This is a genomic window from Streptococcus sp. 2022WUSS037 (genome assembly GCF_044427225.1).
Lineage (GTDB): Bacteria > Bacillota > Bacilli > Lactobacillales > Streptococcaceae > Streptococcus.
Genome location: NZ_JAOTGJ010000026.1, coordinates 1 through 16,575, shown reverse-complemented (window position 1 = coordinate 16,575; position 16,575 = coordinate 1). Strand labels below are relative to the sequence as shown.

Sequence of the window (16,575 nt, the reverse complement as noted above, 5' to 3'; positions counted from 1 at the left end):
ATTACTATGAGGTATTGTATCATGATAATAAATGCATTAGATTTGTTCTGTGGAGTAGGAGGGTTGACTTACGGTGTTCAAAATGCTGGCATCAATGTTGTTGCTGGATTTGATTTTGAAAAATCTTGTCAATTCGCTTATGAAAAAAATAATAATTCTAAATTCATTCATAAAGATATTAAGGAATTACAGGATGGAGAGTTATTGGGATATTATCCTGAAGAGACAGATGTAAAGGTTTTGATAGGTTGTGCTCCATGTCAGCCTTTTTCTGCATATTCTCACCGATATAAAGGTAGCTCTGCTAGTGAAGGAAAGTTAGACTTATTAGATTACTTTGGAAAACAAATTCGTCAAGTAAAGCCTGAGATAGTATCAATGGAAAATGTTCCTCAGTTAGCAAAAGAAGATATTTTTGATAGGTTTGTAACTTTGTTGGAAGACGAGGGTTATAAAGTAACATGGAAAATCGCTTACGCACCAGCTTACGGAATTCCCCAAAATAGAAAGAGATTATTACTACTAGCTTCAAAATTTGGAGAAATCAACTTTGACGATGAGTTATCAGAAAATGATTATCCAACAGTTAGGGATGCAATTTATCATTTACCAAAACTGCAGGCAGGACAAATTGATGATAAAGATCCATTACATCGTGCTAGAAACTTAAATGCTATAAATTTAAAGAGAATCAGAAGTTCGAAACCTGGAGGTACATGGAAAGATTGGGATGAATCACTTTTACCTGACTGTTATAAAAAAAAGAGTGGAAAGAGTTTTGGTTCTGTCTATGGTAGATTGGAATGGGATAAACCGTCATCTACAATTACAACTCAGTTTCCAGGATATGGTAATGGTCGATTCGGACACCCCGAACAAGATAGAGCTTTGAGCTTGAGAGAGGGAGCTATTCTTCAAAGTTTTCCTATGGAATACCAGTTTGTTGAAAATGTTGGAAGTTTTTCAAGTCAGAAAATTGCAATGCAAATTGGTAATGCAGTACCTCCGAAACTAGGAGAAGTGATTGGAAACAGTATATTAAAACATTTGGAGGAGTATTATGGCTAAACAATTAGGGTTATTCGATGATGAGAAGATGTTAGAGATTCAAAATCAAATAAACGAATTACAATACGAACTCAATTATGATACACGAGATTATCCTATAGGTTATATAGTTGATTTATACGATGGTAAAAATAATGAAATTTTTGCACCGGAATATCAAAGAAGAGAATTACTTTGGGGAGTGAAGAGAAAGTCTCGATTTATTGAATCATTGTTGCTAGATTATCCAATTCCGTTGATGTTTTTAGCAGACACCGATGACGGAACTATGGAAATAGTTGATGGTTTACAAAGGATTTCAACCCTATCTGAATTTTTTAGCAAGGATGAGAATTTAAAGCTTGATGGCTTGAAAAAACTTGATAAATTAAATGGTTGTACTAGAAGTGATTTACCAGAGGGGGAAATTCGAAGGCTGAGAGCTAGATCTCTCCGTGTCATCGTTTTGAAACACAATACTCCATCAGAAGTCCGAAAAGAATTATTTGATAGATTAAACACAAGCTCTCTTAGTGCTAATTCAAGTGAGGTTAGGTCAGGTAGGGAGCTAGATAATGAATTGATGAAATTAATAAAGGAATTGGCTGAAGATGAACTATTCCGTAAGGTTACGAATCTTTCAGAAAATCGTATTAATAGAAAAGAGGACATTGAGTTAGTATCGCGTTTCTTTGCATATAGCAACGCTTTAAAATACTATAGTGGTTCTGTCCAAAATTTTGTAGATGACTTTGTTACCTCATCGGGACAGGAATGGTCTGATGATAGAAAAGAAATTTATAAACAAGAATTTCATAATACAATGAATTTTGTTTACAAAAATTTCAACAGAGGCTTTCAAAAGGAGGACAGAAATCAAACGCCTCGTGTCAGATTTGAAGCTTTAGCCGTTGGAATAAATCTTGCACTACGTGAAAATCCTGAATTAGAGACTACTTCACAACAAGTTGATAAACTATTGCATAGCTCAGAGTTTGAAGAGTGGACGACGTCAGATGCTGCTAATAATAAAAATAAAGTTCTTAAAAGAATAAACGGAGTTAAAAAATATTTTTTGACTGGTAACTTGAGTTAGTAATGAATAGAATTGAATATGAAAAATTAAAACAAGAGATTAATCGTTTTATTGATTTTCTCATATACTTAGAACATTCCATAATTGGTATGGCTAGTAATGATTGTCAAAGCTTTAAAGTTGATGTCTTAGATAAAGATGAAGCAGAATCTGTTTTTAAGTCAATGAAATCTAATGCTATGATTATGCTTTACAATTTGGTTGAAGCGTGTGTTCGTGTAACAATGAGTAGCTATTACGAAAAATTTAATAATTCTAGTTATTCCTACTCACAAACGATTGAGGAATTAAAAAAGCTTTGGGTTAAGCATAATACCAAAACATTTCATGAGAGTAATATCTCTAAAAGTATATTTGATATGATAGAAAGTGTTATAGATGATGAACATAAGGTATCGTTAGACTTTGAGAATTTTACTCTTTCAGGAAATGCGGATTTACGGGAGATAAAATCTATTTTAGAAAACCATGGTATAGGTTATGATTCTGAGAAATTCAAGAGTTATGGCGGAGCCTTAAAATCCATCAAGGATATGAGAAATAGTCTGGCACACGGAAATATCTCGTTTGAAGAAAATGGGAAAAAGCTTGCTGTTGATGATATATCTCAGTATAAAACTGAAACTTACTTATGTCTGGAGTATTTTATGGAAGTAGTGCAAAATGTTACATTTTGATTATTGTTTTGATTTAACAAGTGATATTTATTATGTGAATCTCTTTCGATTCCAAACCAGAAGTCGTTGAAAAAGAAAAAGAAAAACAAGCCGACTACCAAGCAAAATATGATGTGACACAAGAGCGTATCGCAGAAATGAAAAAACTGGTCTAGTGGCCTGACATCGCTTGATACTGCGTCAACTCACTTTGCCGTACTCAAGTACTACCTGCGGTGTTGTTTCCTAGTCTCAAGCTGATTTTAGCCACACTATAGACAAAGAACTATTTAAACAAATGCCCAGCCAAAAAGGTTGGGTTTTGTGGTATAATGAGGACAATAAATGGAACAGGTATAAGTTATGAGTAAACACAAATATTATCATTTATTAAATCTAATTGGCTACGGACTGGCTAAATTTGATACCCAGTTAATCAAGCAATTTGGTTTTGAAACAAAGGTGGCTTTCTATCAGTATTTTGTTCAGCTTGGTTTGGCGGAAACAACAGGTGTTATCAAGCAACGTATGGATTTATTTGACCCTTATTTTGAAAATGGTCGTCGAGGCTGGTGGCAGAAAAAAGACGTTTATGAGCATCGGAAATTGTTCATAGATAGCTTATTTGGTACTGCAGATGTAAAGGAATTTGCAGATATTTTGAAAATGAGTTTGAAAGAAGAAGGTTTCTTAAAGGATATTTTAGTAGTTCAAAGACCGATTGTTCAAACACGATTTCGGAAATTGCAGGAAACGGGCTTAGAAGCAGAGCAATACTTTTTGCAACATTTCCAGTCAGTGCCTCTGTTTAAAGCAGGGAGTATTGAGGATGCTAGATTGTATGGGGATGGGTATGATTTTCAAATCATGACGACGGACAGGGTCTTTTTATCTGAAGTAAAAGGAATTCGAGAAAATAGAGGTCGTTTTAGAATGACTGAGAAAGAGTTTTTAAAAGCGAAAGAATTTCCCAACCAATTTGTCTTGTCTTTAGTGTTAAATTTGGACAATAATCCTAGAATTCTGACGATCGAAAATCCGTTGAAAGAGTTGGACTTTAGAGAAAAGATAGTTCAGTCAAAAGCAGTAAAGGAATACCATATCCTTGAGGATATTTATTAAAGAGGAAGTCCCATGTCCTATTATTATGAAAAATCAACGGGTAAGGTTGCAAAGCATCTTGCTCGTTTTCCCTATTATGCTACCGATAAGATTTTGAATTTATTGCAATTTCAAGATGGCAATCAGCAATTTCTGATTAGTGATAAGCATTTACACGATTACTTTGAGGAACAAAAACATCAACTGAGTACCGATGAAAAACTCGCCATTCTGCTTAATCTTTTTAAGGGTCGTTTGGATGTCTATGCGAAATCCTATATTGATGAAAATGGGAAAATCAACTATTTTCCTTCTTACAATTATGGTTGGAAAAGTCTTCCTGTTGAAAAGAGAACTTGTCAACCCTTGACTAAACAGGTGTTATTGGCTCACCTCCGTGGCGAAATGAGTATTGGCATTTTTCCAATGAGTCTATCAGATACTTGTTCTTTTTTGGTGATTGATTTTGATAAAAAGAATTGGAGAGAAGAGGTATCCATTCTACGAGATACAGCAGAAAAGTATGGTTTTGAGGGTCATATTGAAATCTCTCGTTCGGGCAATGGTGCCCACCTCTGGTTTTTCTTCGAGGAAGAAATTGCTTGTCAGCAGGCGAGAAATGTTGGGAAACAATTGCTGGAATTGGCCATGCAGGAGTCAAAAGATATTCGCTTTTCTTCATTTGACCGTATGTTTCCGAATCAAGATATTCTGCCCAAGGGAGGATTTGGTAATCTTATTGCCCTGCCCTTACAAGGGGAAGTTTTCAAGAAGGGAAGAACCGTTTTTGTTGATAAACATTTTCAGCCCTTTTCTGAACAATGGACCTATCTTCAACAGGTTCAAAAGATTGGACAGAAGAAAATTCTAGACTTCTTAGGACAGGAGTTTTCGGATTCTGTAGATGATACAGTATTAGATTGTAGCCTATCAAATCTTATTCGAGTTGAGAAGAGGACAATTTCTTCAAAGACAAATTACTTATTGAGAAAGCTGGCATCTTTTCCTAACCCTGAATTTTATCTAAAACAAGCGACCAGACAGCCAACCTATCAGACTCCAGAACGCATCTATTTATTTGAAGAAACGGATGACGCCTTGCATCTTCCAAGAGGAATATTGGCTAGCTTACAGGAAATATTTGAAACAGTAACTGTTAGGGACAATCGTAACAATTTATCTCCGATTCAGATTTCTTTCAAAGGGATCTTACGTTTTGAGCAGGAGCTTGCTTTGGCAGATTTATTCGCTAGTGAGAATGGCTTGTTATGTGCTGAAACAGGTTTTGGGAAGACAGTTCTGGGGGCAGCCTTGATTGCACAAAGGAAATGCCGAACGATTATCTTAGTTCACAATCGTCAACTGATGGAGCAGTGGTTGGAAAGGTTGGGTGAATTTTTAGAGATTGACGAGGAAGAAGCGGTTCGCTATACTCCTTCAGGGCGTGTAAAAGTAATAGGGCATATTGGGCAATATGGGGCGTCTAAAAAATGGAGGAGCAAACTGGTGGATGTGGTTATGATTCAATCTCTCTTCCAATTGGACACTATTTCTGGCTTTTTGTCGGACTATGATATGATGATTGTGGATGAGTGCCATCATGTAACAGCCTTGCAGTTTGAAAAGGTAGTTGCTCAATTTGCTGGTCAATATCTATATGGCCTAACAGCAACGCCAGAGCGTAAAAATGGACATCAACCGATTGTCTTTCAACGGATTGGTCCAATTTTACATACTGCCCAATCAGGCCAATACGACTTTAAAAAGCGGTTGCTTCTCCGTCTAACATCTTTTGGGAAATTGGACTTGGAACAGTCGAATGGTACGAACTTTTCAGCCCTTAATGATTGGCTTGCCAAAGATTTACATCGCAATACGTTGATTGTGCAAGATATTTTCAAACAATATCAAGAAAAACGAAACATCCTTGTCTTAGTCAATCGACGGGAACATATAGAGCTATTGGAAAAACTACTTATTGAAAAAGAAATGACCAATATATTTTGTCTGAGTGGAGCGAGTAAAAGACGAGATACGAAAGAACTCCTGAAAAGAATCAGTGGGCTAGATGAGAATAGTCCATTTGTCCTCATTTCAACAGGAAAATATATTGGCGAGGGGTTTGATATGCCAAAGTTGGATACATTAATTTTGGCCGCTCCTTTGTCATGGAAAAATAACCTCATACAGTATGCAGGGCGGCTTCACCGTCCCTATCAAGGCAAAACTGAGGTGAGAATAGTTGACTATCTTGATATACACGTTCCCTATCTTGAAAGAATGTACCAGAAACGTCAGATAGCCTATCGTAAAATGGCCTATCAGGTTGGAGAGAAAGAACAAAACCAAGTATTGTTCAGTGGTAGGGACTACGAAGAGAAATTTAGAGAGGATTTGCGGAACACACGTTCAACAGTCTATTTACAATTGCATTCGTTCACTTCTAGTAAGATTCAGGAACTCTTGGGACTGCTCCGAAGAAAACAAGTCGTTATTCATATTTCCAAAAACCATAAGTTAAGCGAGTGGTTAATGGGGTTAAACAGTGACAATGTGAAGGTGAAGCTTGTACCAGAAAGGATTGGTACAACCACAGTTATCATAGATGGTACTATTGTTTGGTACGGCAATTTATCCCCCTTTATTCATCAGTCGGATGACCAAGCTAGTTTGTTAAGGTTAGAAAGTCGATCTATTGCTGAAGAATTGCTTGAAAAATTTGATGAAGAATAAAAATTTTGAGATCAATGACAAGCTAAATGTGGTGTGATAGAAAACCGTATTGTAGAAATGAAGAAACTGGTTAAGTAGGTAGAATATGATAAATGCCCATCCTAAAATGGCTGGGTTTTGTGGTATAATGTATTTATATATTTATGGAGGAAACAGCATGAGAATTGATGAAATTTATATTGATGGGTACCGAAAATTTAATAAGGGGACTATTAATTTAGAACATGGAAATTTTGCTATCTTAGCAGGTGCGAATAATAGTGGAAAAACATCTTTGATACAGTTATTAGATTTTGTGTTTAATAATTCATCTAGACGCTCACTAACTTTTAATGATTTCTCTATAGAATTAAAGGCTTTTCTGAATAAAAAAATTAAAGAATTGAATCTTTCCTCGGAGTTTGATGAAGATAAATTTATGAATTTTATAGAGTGTATTGATAAAAAAATAAAAATAAAACTTCAAATGAAATTATCTTATGATGTAGGAGAACCTATTGGTTTATTTGCAAACTATTTAATGGATTTAGAAGATAATATGTATAATTTTTATTTTGAATACAACTATGGGCTTAATACTTCAAAAATACGGAAAGAGTTTATTGAACAAGGTATCAAATCATCTGAAATGCTTCAAGATATTATTGAACGGAATACCGAAAGTATTTATTTTTATACTGACAAAGATTTTAATAATAAGAAGAATATTGAGTATAAAGAATTTAAAAAGTTATTTCATTTTGAATACATATCTGCGGATAGAGAACTAGATGATGAAAACCTTAAAAATAAAAAGATAACTACGTCAATTCTCTCATCAGCTGATTCTACATGGGATAATAAATTTAATGACTTAAAAAATAAAATTGCTGATAACTTGGATGACTCTAAAATTGATTTGAGTGTTCAAGAAGAAACACAAAAAGTTTTATCAGCTTTAAAAGATAGTCTAGATATTGTATCAAAAAATGAAATTGAAGCTTTAGAAGCAAAATTTAATTTTAATGAAAAGAATTTATTGAACCTTATTAAAGATAGTTTGTTAATTAGCTATTCACATAATTCAGCTGATTTTATATTCAGTCTAACTGAAGAATCTCAAGGACTTGGAGTTAGCAATTTAATTTATATCAGTCTTCAAATCGATAAATTTAGCAGGGCTATCCAAGAAAATCCACATAATAGTGTTAATCTTTTTGTCATAGAAGAACCTGAAGCACATATGCATATTCAGATGCAAAAAGTGCTAGTTAGCTATATTGAAACTATTTTTAGTAAAACGAATAATGTTCAGGGAATTATTACAACTCACTCCACTGAAATTGTGAAAAATGTAGATGTTCATAATATAAAAGTAATTCGCCCAGAACATAACTTTATGAATCGTATAGTTGATTTGCATCGGTTTATTGATGAGAATGGGGATAAAGAGTTTTATGAAACATTTTTCAAACTAAATTTTGCAGATTTAATTTTTTCAGATGCTGTTATCTTCTACGAGGGAGATGCAGAACGAATGTACTTTGAGAATTTGATTAATAGGAAACAGTTGAAGTATGCTAATTTGGCTCGTCAGTATATCAGTTATTGTCAATGTGGAGGAGCATATGCCCATAAATATTTTCCACTCTTGAATGAACTAGGAATGAAGGCATGTATTTTCACTGATATTGATTATGATAAAGAACGGGAAGATATAACTGAAATAGAACAAGATAAATCTACTAATGCAACACTAAATTCATTATTATCTGATGCTACAGGGGACATAGGTAGCATATATCGACAGCAGAAACAAATTAGAAGAAATAGTATCGAAATTTTTACACAAACCTCTAAAGATGGGTTTGCGAGGACTTTAGAAGAAGCTATTTTTTATAAATTAATCATTCCAAAATCAAATTACTCTGAAGTAAATATGAGGAAATACAGAGGAAAGTTAATCTCAGGATGGAGTAATGTTAAAAGAGTTAGAAGAATTATAAAATCAAAAAAATACAACATTTCAATGAAGAATAAATATAGAGGTGTATTTGTTAGACATAGTAGGAATTTTTGGGAAGAATTAAAGGACGAAACAAACTTTAAATTCTCAATTTCAAACAAGAAAGCATTCATCAGTATCCGAGATATTGTGAAGAGTTTAAATAAAACAAATTTCATGTATTCTATTATTATGAACAACAAAGCAATCGAAGTATTACCGAACTATATTGAGGAGGGGTTATTATGGCTCGACAAGAAAGTAACTTCTACAGAGTGAATGCTCCAGCGGGTAGTGGGAAAACTTATTTTATAAGTAAGACGATTAATGATATTTTAGGTAAAAATCCATTTGCCAACATTTTATGTATTACCTATACGAATAGGGCTTCAGAGGTAATGCGAGAGCGGATTATTTCACCAAATGTTGAAATATCAACTATTCATAGTTTTTTAAACAATTTTTTAAAGCCATTCTTTAGAAATGAAAAAGTTTTAAATTACTATTTTGAGTTTTATAAAAAAGAAATTAAAACCATTCTTGACTCAAAGCCAGAATTACTTGAAAGGTATAAAGAAAGATTTGACATAAATGGTGATGTTTCTGAAGAAAGAATCAAAGAAAATTTAAAGGAAATCTATTACAATGAACGTCAAAACTCGTTCGTTTTAACTGGTGGGCTGTCACACGATGATTTATTGAATTTTTCGTTCAAGCTAATAGAAAGATTTCCTAAGATTGGTTTTAAGTTACGTGAGATGTATAGCTATATTTTTATTGATGAGGTTCAAGATACCAGTGCGGATATTCTGAGATTCTTTTATAATTCTACTAAGAACAGTTCGACAAAAGTATATTTTCTCGGGGATAAGATGCAAGAGATTTACAATAAGTACGACGGTTCATTCGAGAGGGAATATGCGGAATTTGACGATTCTATTTCTAAAACATTTACTAAAAATTATCGTTCCTCCAAAGAGATAGTTGACTTGTTAAATAATCTGTACATATCTTCTAATAAAGCGGAACAGACTTCTGCTAGAGGTAAAAGAGGTAAGCAACCTCAGGTGGTCTTTACTGAAAATATTGAAGAATACTTGTCTGATAATAGCGAGGATTATAAGGAGTTTTACAAATTAAGAACAGTTAATAAGAAAAGATTTGAAAATATCAATAATAGTGGAAAATCAGCTATTGAAATCTACGAAAAGTATCAGGAATTATATCCTAATTATGGCCGTATAAGTGTAATGGATGTTTTGACTAACAGTAACTATGATGAAAATCCTGATGAATTAATGTCTTTTTTAAACTTGTTATTTCAAGTATTGAATGAATATAATAATAAAAATTATGGTGAAGTAATTCGAATATTAAAGAGTGTTAGAAAAAGCTTACCTTATGGTAAATTGATATCAGTATTTGATGGAAATTTATTGAAAATAGAATTTCATAAGGATAAGGTAAGGCTGAAAGAGAAAATGGATTCCTTCGTTACATTGTTAGAATCTACTCAATCATTGGGAGTTATAATTCAAGAATTGGCGGATAAAAAAATTATCAGCAGTGACTTTTATAATTTTATATTCTTATATGAAAAAAATGGTGAATTTTTATATACAGATTTATTCTGTTACTCAATCGAATTATTTAAATTGATTAATGAATATAATAGAAATCCTATGGTTTCAACTCAGCATGGGGTTAAAGGAGAGGGACATAAAAAGATATTATTTGTGGCAGAAAATTCAAGTAATCCCGGTATCAAAATATACGAATTTCTAAACCTCTTCACAAGTTTTTATAAGCAGGGTATTGAATTTAATTTTGATGATTTTCAAGAGTTTTATTATAATTTCAATCGTGATATTGTACTACTAGAAGAAAAAATAGGGAAAAAAATGAGTGAAATTAAAGCAAGTGACAGAGACAGTCACTTTGATGAATTTAAAACTATATATGATAAATATTTTGATAATATATATTTTAAGTTTATATGCTTAAAAACAGAGTCGTTTGATTTTCAAGTTAGAACCTCGCTTGATAAGATGAGAATTATTTTTAATAATAAATTAGTCAGATCAACTTTAACAGCCTATAAACTTTTTTATGTTGGGTGTTCTCGAGCAGAAGAAGAATTGGTTGTATTGATTGATAGTAATAATATTGAAAATATGGAGGAGTTTAAAAACTGTTTTAAACATCTAGGATTTACTTATGATTGATAGATATTGTTAACAATATACATTATATCTTGCAAAAATAAACCTGAATGGATGAAACAAAATTAGAAGGACCTAGCATTATGCAGTATAGAGTTATCAGATACTGACAAATTGCCAGATGGCAGAAGAATAACGAAACACTCATTTTGGATTCCTAAAAAATTTTTGAAAGAGGTATTACTAGGTGAGTGGGATTAATTATTTAGTGAAAGGCATCTATGAACAAAACTAATTCTTACCAAGTTCACCTCCCTTCTCTCATCCCTTTCGGTTTCATCCTCTCCGGCAATAGGTACATCTACCGTGAGGTGTTCATGGAGGGGCAGTTTGAGGCGGTGGTGGAGGTTGATGAGGCTGGTCAGCTGTCTTCCTTTGTCTGGGATTGTGAGATGGAGGAGGTCTATACCGCCCATCTGGTGACTGCGCCAGCTGGGGCATTTGTGGGGCAGGTGAGAGAAAGCTATCAGTCCATTTTGGCTCGGGTAGAGGAGGCTTGTTGTGTCGCTCTGCCATTTTCCAAAGACCAAAGCAACCGCATAGCCCAGCTCATCAAGGAGAAGTGGGGTGACCTGCCTGACTATCCCTTTGCCAAGTTGCCGACCTATGGGGCCTTTCGCCACCCTGCCAATAACAAGTGGTACGCTTTGGTCAGTCAGATTCCGAGAGATAAGTTGGACGGGAGTGGGTCGCAGGAGCTGGTGGAGATTGTCAATCTCAAGGTTGACGGTCGGGAAATAGCAGAGCTGCTGAGTCAGTCGGGCATCTACCCTGCCTACCATATGTCAAAGAAGGCCTGGGTGTCGGTCTTGCTGGATGAGACTGTGGAGGACCAGGCGATTTTGGCCCTCCTTGAGAAAAGTCGCTATCAGGTAGGTCCCAAATCCTACAAGGCGGAGCAAGGGCCTGATTACTGGGTTATTCCAGCCAATCCAAAGGTCTATGATATTGATACCGAGTTTGCGGAAAATAAGGTAGTCTATTGGCCGCAAAAATCAACCATTCAAGCTGGGGACATCGTAGCCATCTACGTGACGGCGCCTGTACAGGCTATTCGCTATGTCTGCCGTGTCTTAGGAGCAAATTTAGAAAATCAGGGTGAATCAGACATTCCTACAGAAAAGAAACTGATGCAGGTGGAATTGCTCGCTCAGTTTTCCGATGATGTTTTGCCGAGAGCGCGCATGATGGATTTGGGAGTCAGGGCGGTGCGTGGTCCGAGACGCTTGACAGAGGGTGTGATAGAAGTACTGACATCCGAAGTGAAAAACCTCCATTAAATTATCAGAATATTTAATAAAAAGACTTTACAAGTAGGTAAAAAAGAGTATAATAAGGTGTATAAATTTAAGGAGGTAAGGTATGAAGAAAAGCTTCATTCATCAGCAAGAGGAGATTTCTTTCGTCAAAAATACATTTACACAGTATTTGAAAGACAAGCTAGAAATCGTAGAAGTGCAAGGACCGATTTTGAGTCGTGTCGGGGATGGTATGCAGGATAATTTGTCCGGTGTGGAGAATGCGGTTACTGTTAATGTGAAGTTGATTCCAGATGCGACCTATGAAGTGGTTCACTCGCTTGCTAAGTGGAAGCGTCATACCTTGGCTCGATTCGGTTTTAATGAGGGAGAAGGGCTCTTTGTTCACATGAAGGCTCTTCGTCCTGATGAGGATTCCTTGGATCCCATTCACTCTGTTTATGTGGATCAATGGGACTGGGAGAAGGTTATTCCTGATGGCCGTCGGAATTTAGCTTACTTGAAAGAAACAGTGGAGCAGATTTACAAGGCCATCCGTCTGACCGAATTGGCAGTTGAAGCTCGTTATGACATTGAGTCTGTTTTGCCTAAGAAAATCACCTTTATCCACACGGAGGATTTGGTCAAGAATTTCCCAGACTTGACACCAAAAGAGCGTGAGAATGTGGTTGCCAAAGAATACGGCGCAGTTTTCCTAATCGGTATTGGTGGTGAACTGGCAGATGGTAAACCACATGACGGACGTGCCCCAGACTATGATGACTGGACAAGCCCATCAGAAGCAGGCTATAAAGGACTCAATGGAGACATCTTGGTTTGGAACGAAGCACTTGGTTCAGCATTTGAGTTGTCCTCAATGGGGATTCGTGTGGATGAAGAAGCGCTTAAGCGCCAGGTTGCTATTACAGGTGACGAGGACCGTTTGGAATTTGATTGGCATCGTGCCCTTTTGAATGGTCTCTTCCCGCTTTCGATTGGTGGCGGTATTGGTCAATCTCGTTTGGCCATGTTCTTGCTTCGTAAGAAACATATCGGTGAAGTGCAGTCCAGCGTTTGGCCACAAGAAGTGCGTGATAATTTTGAGAATATTTTATAAGAGATTGTTTTTCAATCTCTTTTCTAATGTTTTCAATCTGAGGTCTGAAAACATTTACAACAAGATTATCTGTGATTTTTTCGCCAATCTATGATATACTTTTTTAGTTACATTAAATGATATAGAGGATATTATGACAAAACTTAGAGAAGACATCCGTAACGTAGCCATTATTGCACACGTTGACCACGGAAAAACAACCCTCGTTGATGAATTATTGAAACAATCCCAAACGCTTGATGAGCGTACGCAATTGGATGAGCGTGCCATGGACTCGAATGACATCGAAAAAGAGCGTGGTATCACCATTCTTGCGAAAAACACTGCCGTAGCTTACAATGGAACACGTATCAACATCATGGACACACCAGGACACGCGGACTTCGGTGGTGAGGTTGAACGTATCATGAAAATGGTTGACGGTGTTGTGCTTGTCGTGGATGCTTACGAAGGGACTATGCCACAGACTCGTTTCGTATTGAAAAAAGCCCTTGAGCAAAACTTGACTCCAATCGTGGTTGTTAACAAGATTGATAAGCCATCTGCTCGTCCAGAAGAAGTTGTAGATGAAGTGCTTGAACTCTTCATCGAATTGGGTGCAGATGATGACCAGTTGGAATTCCCAGTGGTTTACGCATCAGCTATCAACGGTACTTCATCTCTGTCTGACAATCCAGCAGACCAAGAAGAAACAATGGCACCAATCTTTGATACCATCATCGAGCATATCCCTGCACCAGTGGACAACTCAGATGAGCCGTTGCAATTCCAAGTATCCCTTTTGGACTATAACGACTTCGTGGGTCGTATCGGTATCGGTCGTGTCTTCCGTGGTACTGTTAAAGTTGGTGACCAAGTTACCCTTTCTAAACTAGATGGCACAACGAAAAACTTCCGCGTTACAAAACTCTTTGGTTTCTTCGGTCTTGAGCGTAAAGAAATCCAAGAAGCAAAAGCTGGTGATTTGATTGCCGTTTCTGGTATGGAAGACATCTTCGTTGGTGAGACGGTGACTCCGACAGATGCAGTTGAGGCACTTCCAGTTCTTCGTATCGATGAGCCAACTCTTCAAATGACTTTCTTGGTGAACAACTCACCATTTGCAGGTCGTGAAGGTAAATGGGTGACATCTCGTAAGATTGAAGAGCGCCTTTTGGCTGAGTTGCAAACGGATGTTTCTCTCCGTGTTGACCCTACTGACTCTCCAGATAAATGGACTGTTTCAGGTCGTGGTGAATTGCACTTGTCTATCTTGATTGAAACCATGCGTCGTGAGGGATATGAGCTTCAAGTATCACGTCCAGAAGTTATCATCAAGGAAATCGACGGCGTGAAAATGGAGCCATTCGAGCGCGTGCAAATCGATACTCCAGAAGAATACCAAGGTTCTGTTATCCAATCCCTTTCAGAGCGTAAGGGTGATATGTTGGATATGGTTGCGACAGGTAATGGTCAAACTCGTCTTGTATTCCTTGTACCAGCGCGTGGTTTGATTGGTTATTCAACTGAATTCCTTTCAATGACTCGTGGTTACGGTATCATGAACCATACTTTCGACCAATACTTGCCTGTTGTTCAAGGTGAAATCGGTGGTCGTCACCGTGGTGCCCTTGTCTCTATCGACCAAGGTAAGGCAACGACTTACTCAATTATGCGTATCGAAGAGCGTGGTACCATCTTTGTCAACCCAGGTACTGAAGTGTACGAAGGAATGATTATTGGTGAGAACTCACGTGAAAATGACTTGACAGTTAACATCACGACTGCAAAACAAATGACCAACGTCCGTTCTGCAACCAAAGACCAAACGTCTGTAATTAAGACACCACGTATCTTGACTCTTGAAGAATCCCTTGAATTCTTGAACGATGACGAATACATGGAAGTAACGCCAGAATCTATCCGTCTTCGTAAGCAAATCTTGAACAAGGCAGAGCGTGATAAGGCTGCGAAGAAGAAAAAATTAGCGACTGAGGAATAATTTCTAGGAGAAGAAGCATGTTTTATTTAATCCTCGCCATCATGTTAGTACTTTTTTATATTTTTATTGCACCTCGCAATATTAAGGGGACTATGAATTTGATTGCGGCAGTATTTTTACTGGTAGCATTAGCAATTGCCTTGGTACTTGGATTTTTAAGAATCATGCAATTTCCAAAGGAAATTTGGGTTGGTCTACTAATGATTCTGATTGGTTTTTGGGCGATGCGGGATATTTATTATCTCGATAAAGAACCTAAAGACAGGCAGATGAGAACAGAGCGACCTGATCCTTATAGATATAGATGAAACGGCTCTTTGTCAACTGTAGTGGGTAGATGAAAAGCTAACATCTAGAGAGGACGAACTTCGTTCTCTCTTTCTTTATGTTTAAGGCAATCAAAATCCGTTTTTTAAAGTTTTCATCTTCCTGAAACCAAAGGCATTTCTCTTAATGACTTTGATGAGATTATTGGTAGCTTCCAGTTTGGCGTTGGAATAAGGCAATTCTAGTGCATTCAAAACCTTGTCTTTATCCTTTAGAAATGTCTTAAATATCGTCTGGAAAATAGGATTAACAGTGGCTATTTCCTGTTCGATGAGACTGAAGAAATGATCTGAATTTTTCTCTTGGAAATGGAACAAGAGAAATTGATAGAGTTCATAGTGCTGTCGTAGTTCCTCGGAGAAAGACAGGAGTTTTTCCAGTATTTCCTTGTTAGTCAAATGCATCCGAAACATAGGGCGATAAAATCGTTTATCGCTGAGTTTACGACTATCCTGTTGAATCAATTTCCAGTAGCGTTTCAAGGCTCGGTATTCCTGTGATTTTCTATCAAGTTGATTCATAATTTGAATACGAACACGGTTCATAGCACGGCTGAGGTGTTGAACAATGTGGAAGCGATCCAGAACAATCTTGGCGTTTGGAAATAGCTGTCTAGCCAATTTGTAGTAGGGACTAAACATATCCATAGTAATGACTTTGACCCGATTTCTAACCTTTCTAGGATAGCGTATAAAGTGGTTTCGGATGGTTGCTTGGGTTCTTCCGTCAAGGATGGCAATGACGTTTAGGGAGTTGAAATCTTGTGCGATAAAGCTCATCTTCCCCTTCTTGAAGGCATACTCGTCCCAGCTCATTACCTCAGGTAAGGTATTCCAATCCGTTTCGAACTTGAATTCATTGAGTTTTCGAATAACTGATGATGTTGAGATAGATAGCCTGTGTGCAATATGTTGCATTGCTTGATTTTCGATGAGTAATTGGGCGATCTTCTGGTTAACAGCGACGGAGATTTGGTGGTTCTTCTTGACAAGAGGAGTTTCGGCGACAGCCATTTTTCCGCAATCTTTACACTTGAAGCGACGCTTTCTAAGGCGGATAAGTAGCGGGTAGCC

The 16,575-nt window shown here is 36.6% G+C and carries 11 protein-coding genes and 1 pseudogene; 11 read left to right on the top strand and 1 reads right to left on the bottom strand.

Annotated features, from left to right (window positions below):
* The first annotated feature begins 21 nt into the window (after positions 1–21).
* From ODU55_RS08895 to ODU55_RS08845, 11 genes are all read left to right on the top strand, one after another.
* Entirely contained in the window at positions 22–1,068 is a 1,047-nt protein-coding gene (locus ODU55_RS08895; RefSeq protein ID WP_398582588.1) for a DNA cytosine methyltransferase, read from the top strand.
* Positions 1,061–2,143, top strand: a complete 1,083-nt coding sequence (locus ODU55_RS08890; RefSeq protein WP_398582587.1) for a DUF262 domain-containing protein — start codon at positions 1,061–1,063, stop codon at positions 2,141–2,143. Before ODU55_RS08895 ends, ODU55_RS08890 begins: the two co-directional genes overlap by 8 nt.
* Before the next feature lie 2 nt (positions 2,144–2,145).
* Complete coding sequence (locus ODU55_RS08885) at positions 2,146–2,820, top strand: MAE_28990/MAE_18760 family HEPN-like nuclease (protein WP_398582586.1); 675 nt, start codon at positions 2,146–2,148, stop codon at positions 2,818–2,820.
* 342 nt (positions 2,821–3,162) lie between these two features.
* A complete protein-coding gene (locus ODU55_RS08880; RefSeq protein ID WP_398582585.1) occupies positions 3,163–3,921 on the top strand; it encodes a DUF3883 domain-containing protein in 759 nt (252 codons plus the stop codon).
* Between the two features lie 12 nt (positions 3,922–3,933).
* Entirely contained in the window at positions 3,934–6,633 is a 2,700-nt protein-coding gene (locus tag ODU55_RS08875; protein ID WP_398582584.1) for a TOTE conflict system archaeo-eukaryotic primase domain-containing protein, read from the top strand.
* A gap of 157 nt (positions 6,634–6,790) precedes the next feature.
* The gene (locus ODU55_RS08870; RefSeq protein ID WP_398582583.1) at positions 6,791–8,896 is read left to right on the top strand and encodes an ATP-dependent nuclease; all 2,106 of its coding nucleotides are present in this window, start codon (positions 6,791–6,793) and stop codon (positions 8,894–8,896) included.
* Complete coding sequence (locus ODU55_RS08865; protein ID WP_398582582.1) at positions 8,863–10,842, top strand: UvrD-helicase domain-containing protein; 1,980 nt, start codon at positions 8,863–8,865, stop codon at positions 10,840–10,842. The genes ODU55_RS08870 and ODU55_RS08865 overlap by 34 nt, the downstream gene beginning before the upstream one ends.
* Before the next feature lie 218 nt (positions 10,843–11,060).
* Positions 11,061–12,119 (top strand): MmcQ/YjbR family DNA-binding protein, encoded by a 1,059-nt coding sequence (locus ODU55_RS08860; protein WP_398582581.1) that lies wholly within the window; start codon positions 11,061–11,063, stop codon positions 12,117–12,119.
* A gap of 82 nt (positions 12,120–12,201) precedes the next feature.
* Positions 12,202–13,194 carry an aspartate--ammonia ligase gene (asnA, locus tag ODU55_RS08855; RefSeq protein ID WP_014637558.1) on the top strand — a complete coding sequence of 331 codons (993 nt, stop codon included), beginning with the start codon at positions 12,202–12,204 and terminating at the stop codon, positions 13,192–13,194.
* A gap of 133 nt (positions 13,195–13,327) precedes the next feature.
* Positions 13,328–15,175, top strand: coding sequence for a translational GTPase TypA (gene typA, locus ODU55_RS08850; protein WP_009909450.1), 1,848 nt, complete (start codon positions 13,328–13,330; stop codon positions 15,173–15,175).
* A 17-nt stretch (positions 15,176–15,192) separates the two neighbouring features.
* Entirely contained in the window at positions 15,193–15,483 is a 291-nt protein-coding gene (locus tag ODU55_RS08845; RefSeq protein ID WP_398582580.1) for a DUF3165 family protein, read from the top strand.
* Between the two features lie 37 nt (positions 15,484–15,520).
* On the opposite strand, the pseudogene ODU55_RS08840 reads toward ODU55_RS08845, so the two are convergent.
* Positions 15,521–16,575: pseudogene (locus ODU55_RS08840) on the bottom strand (ISL3 family transposase); the annotation flags it as partial.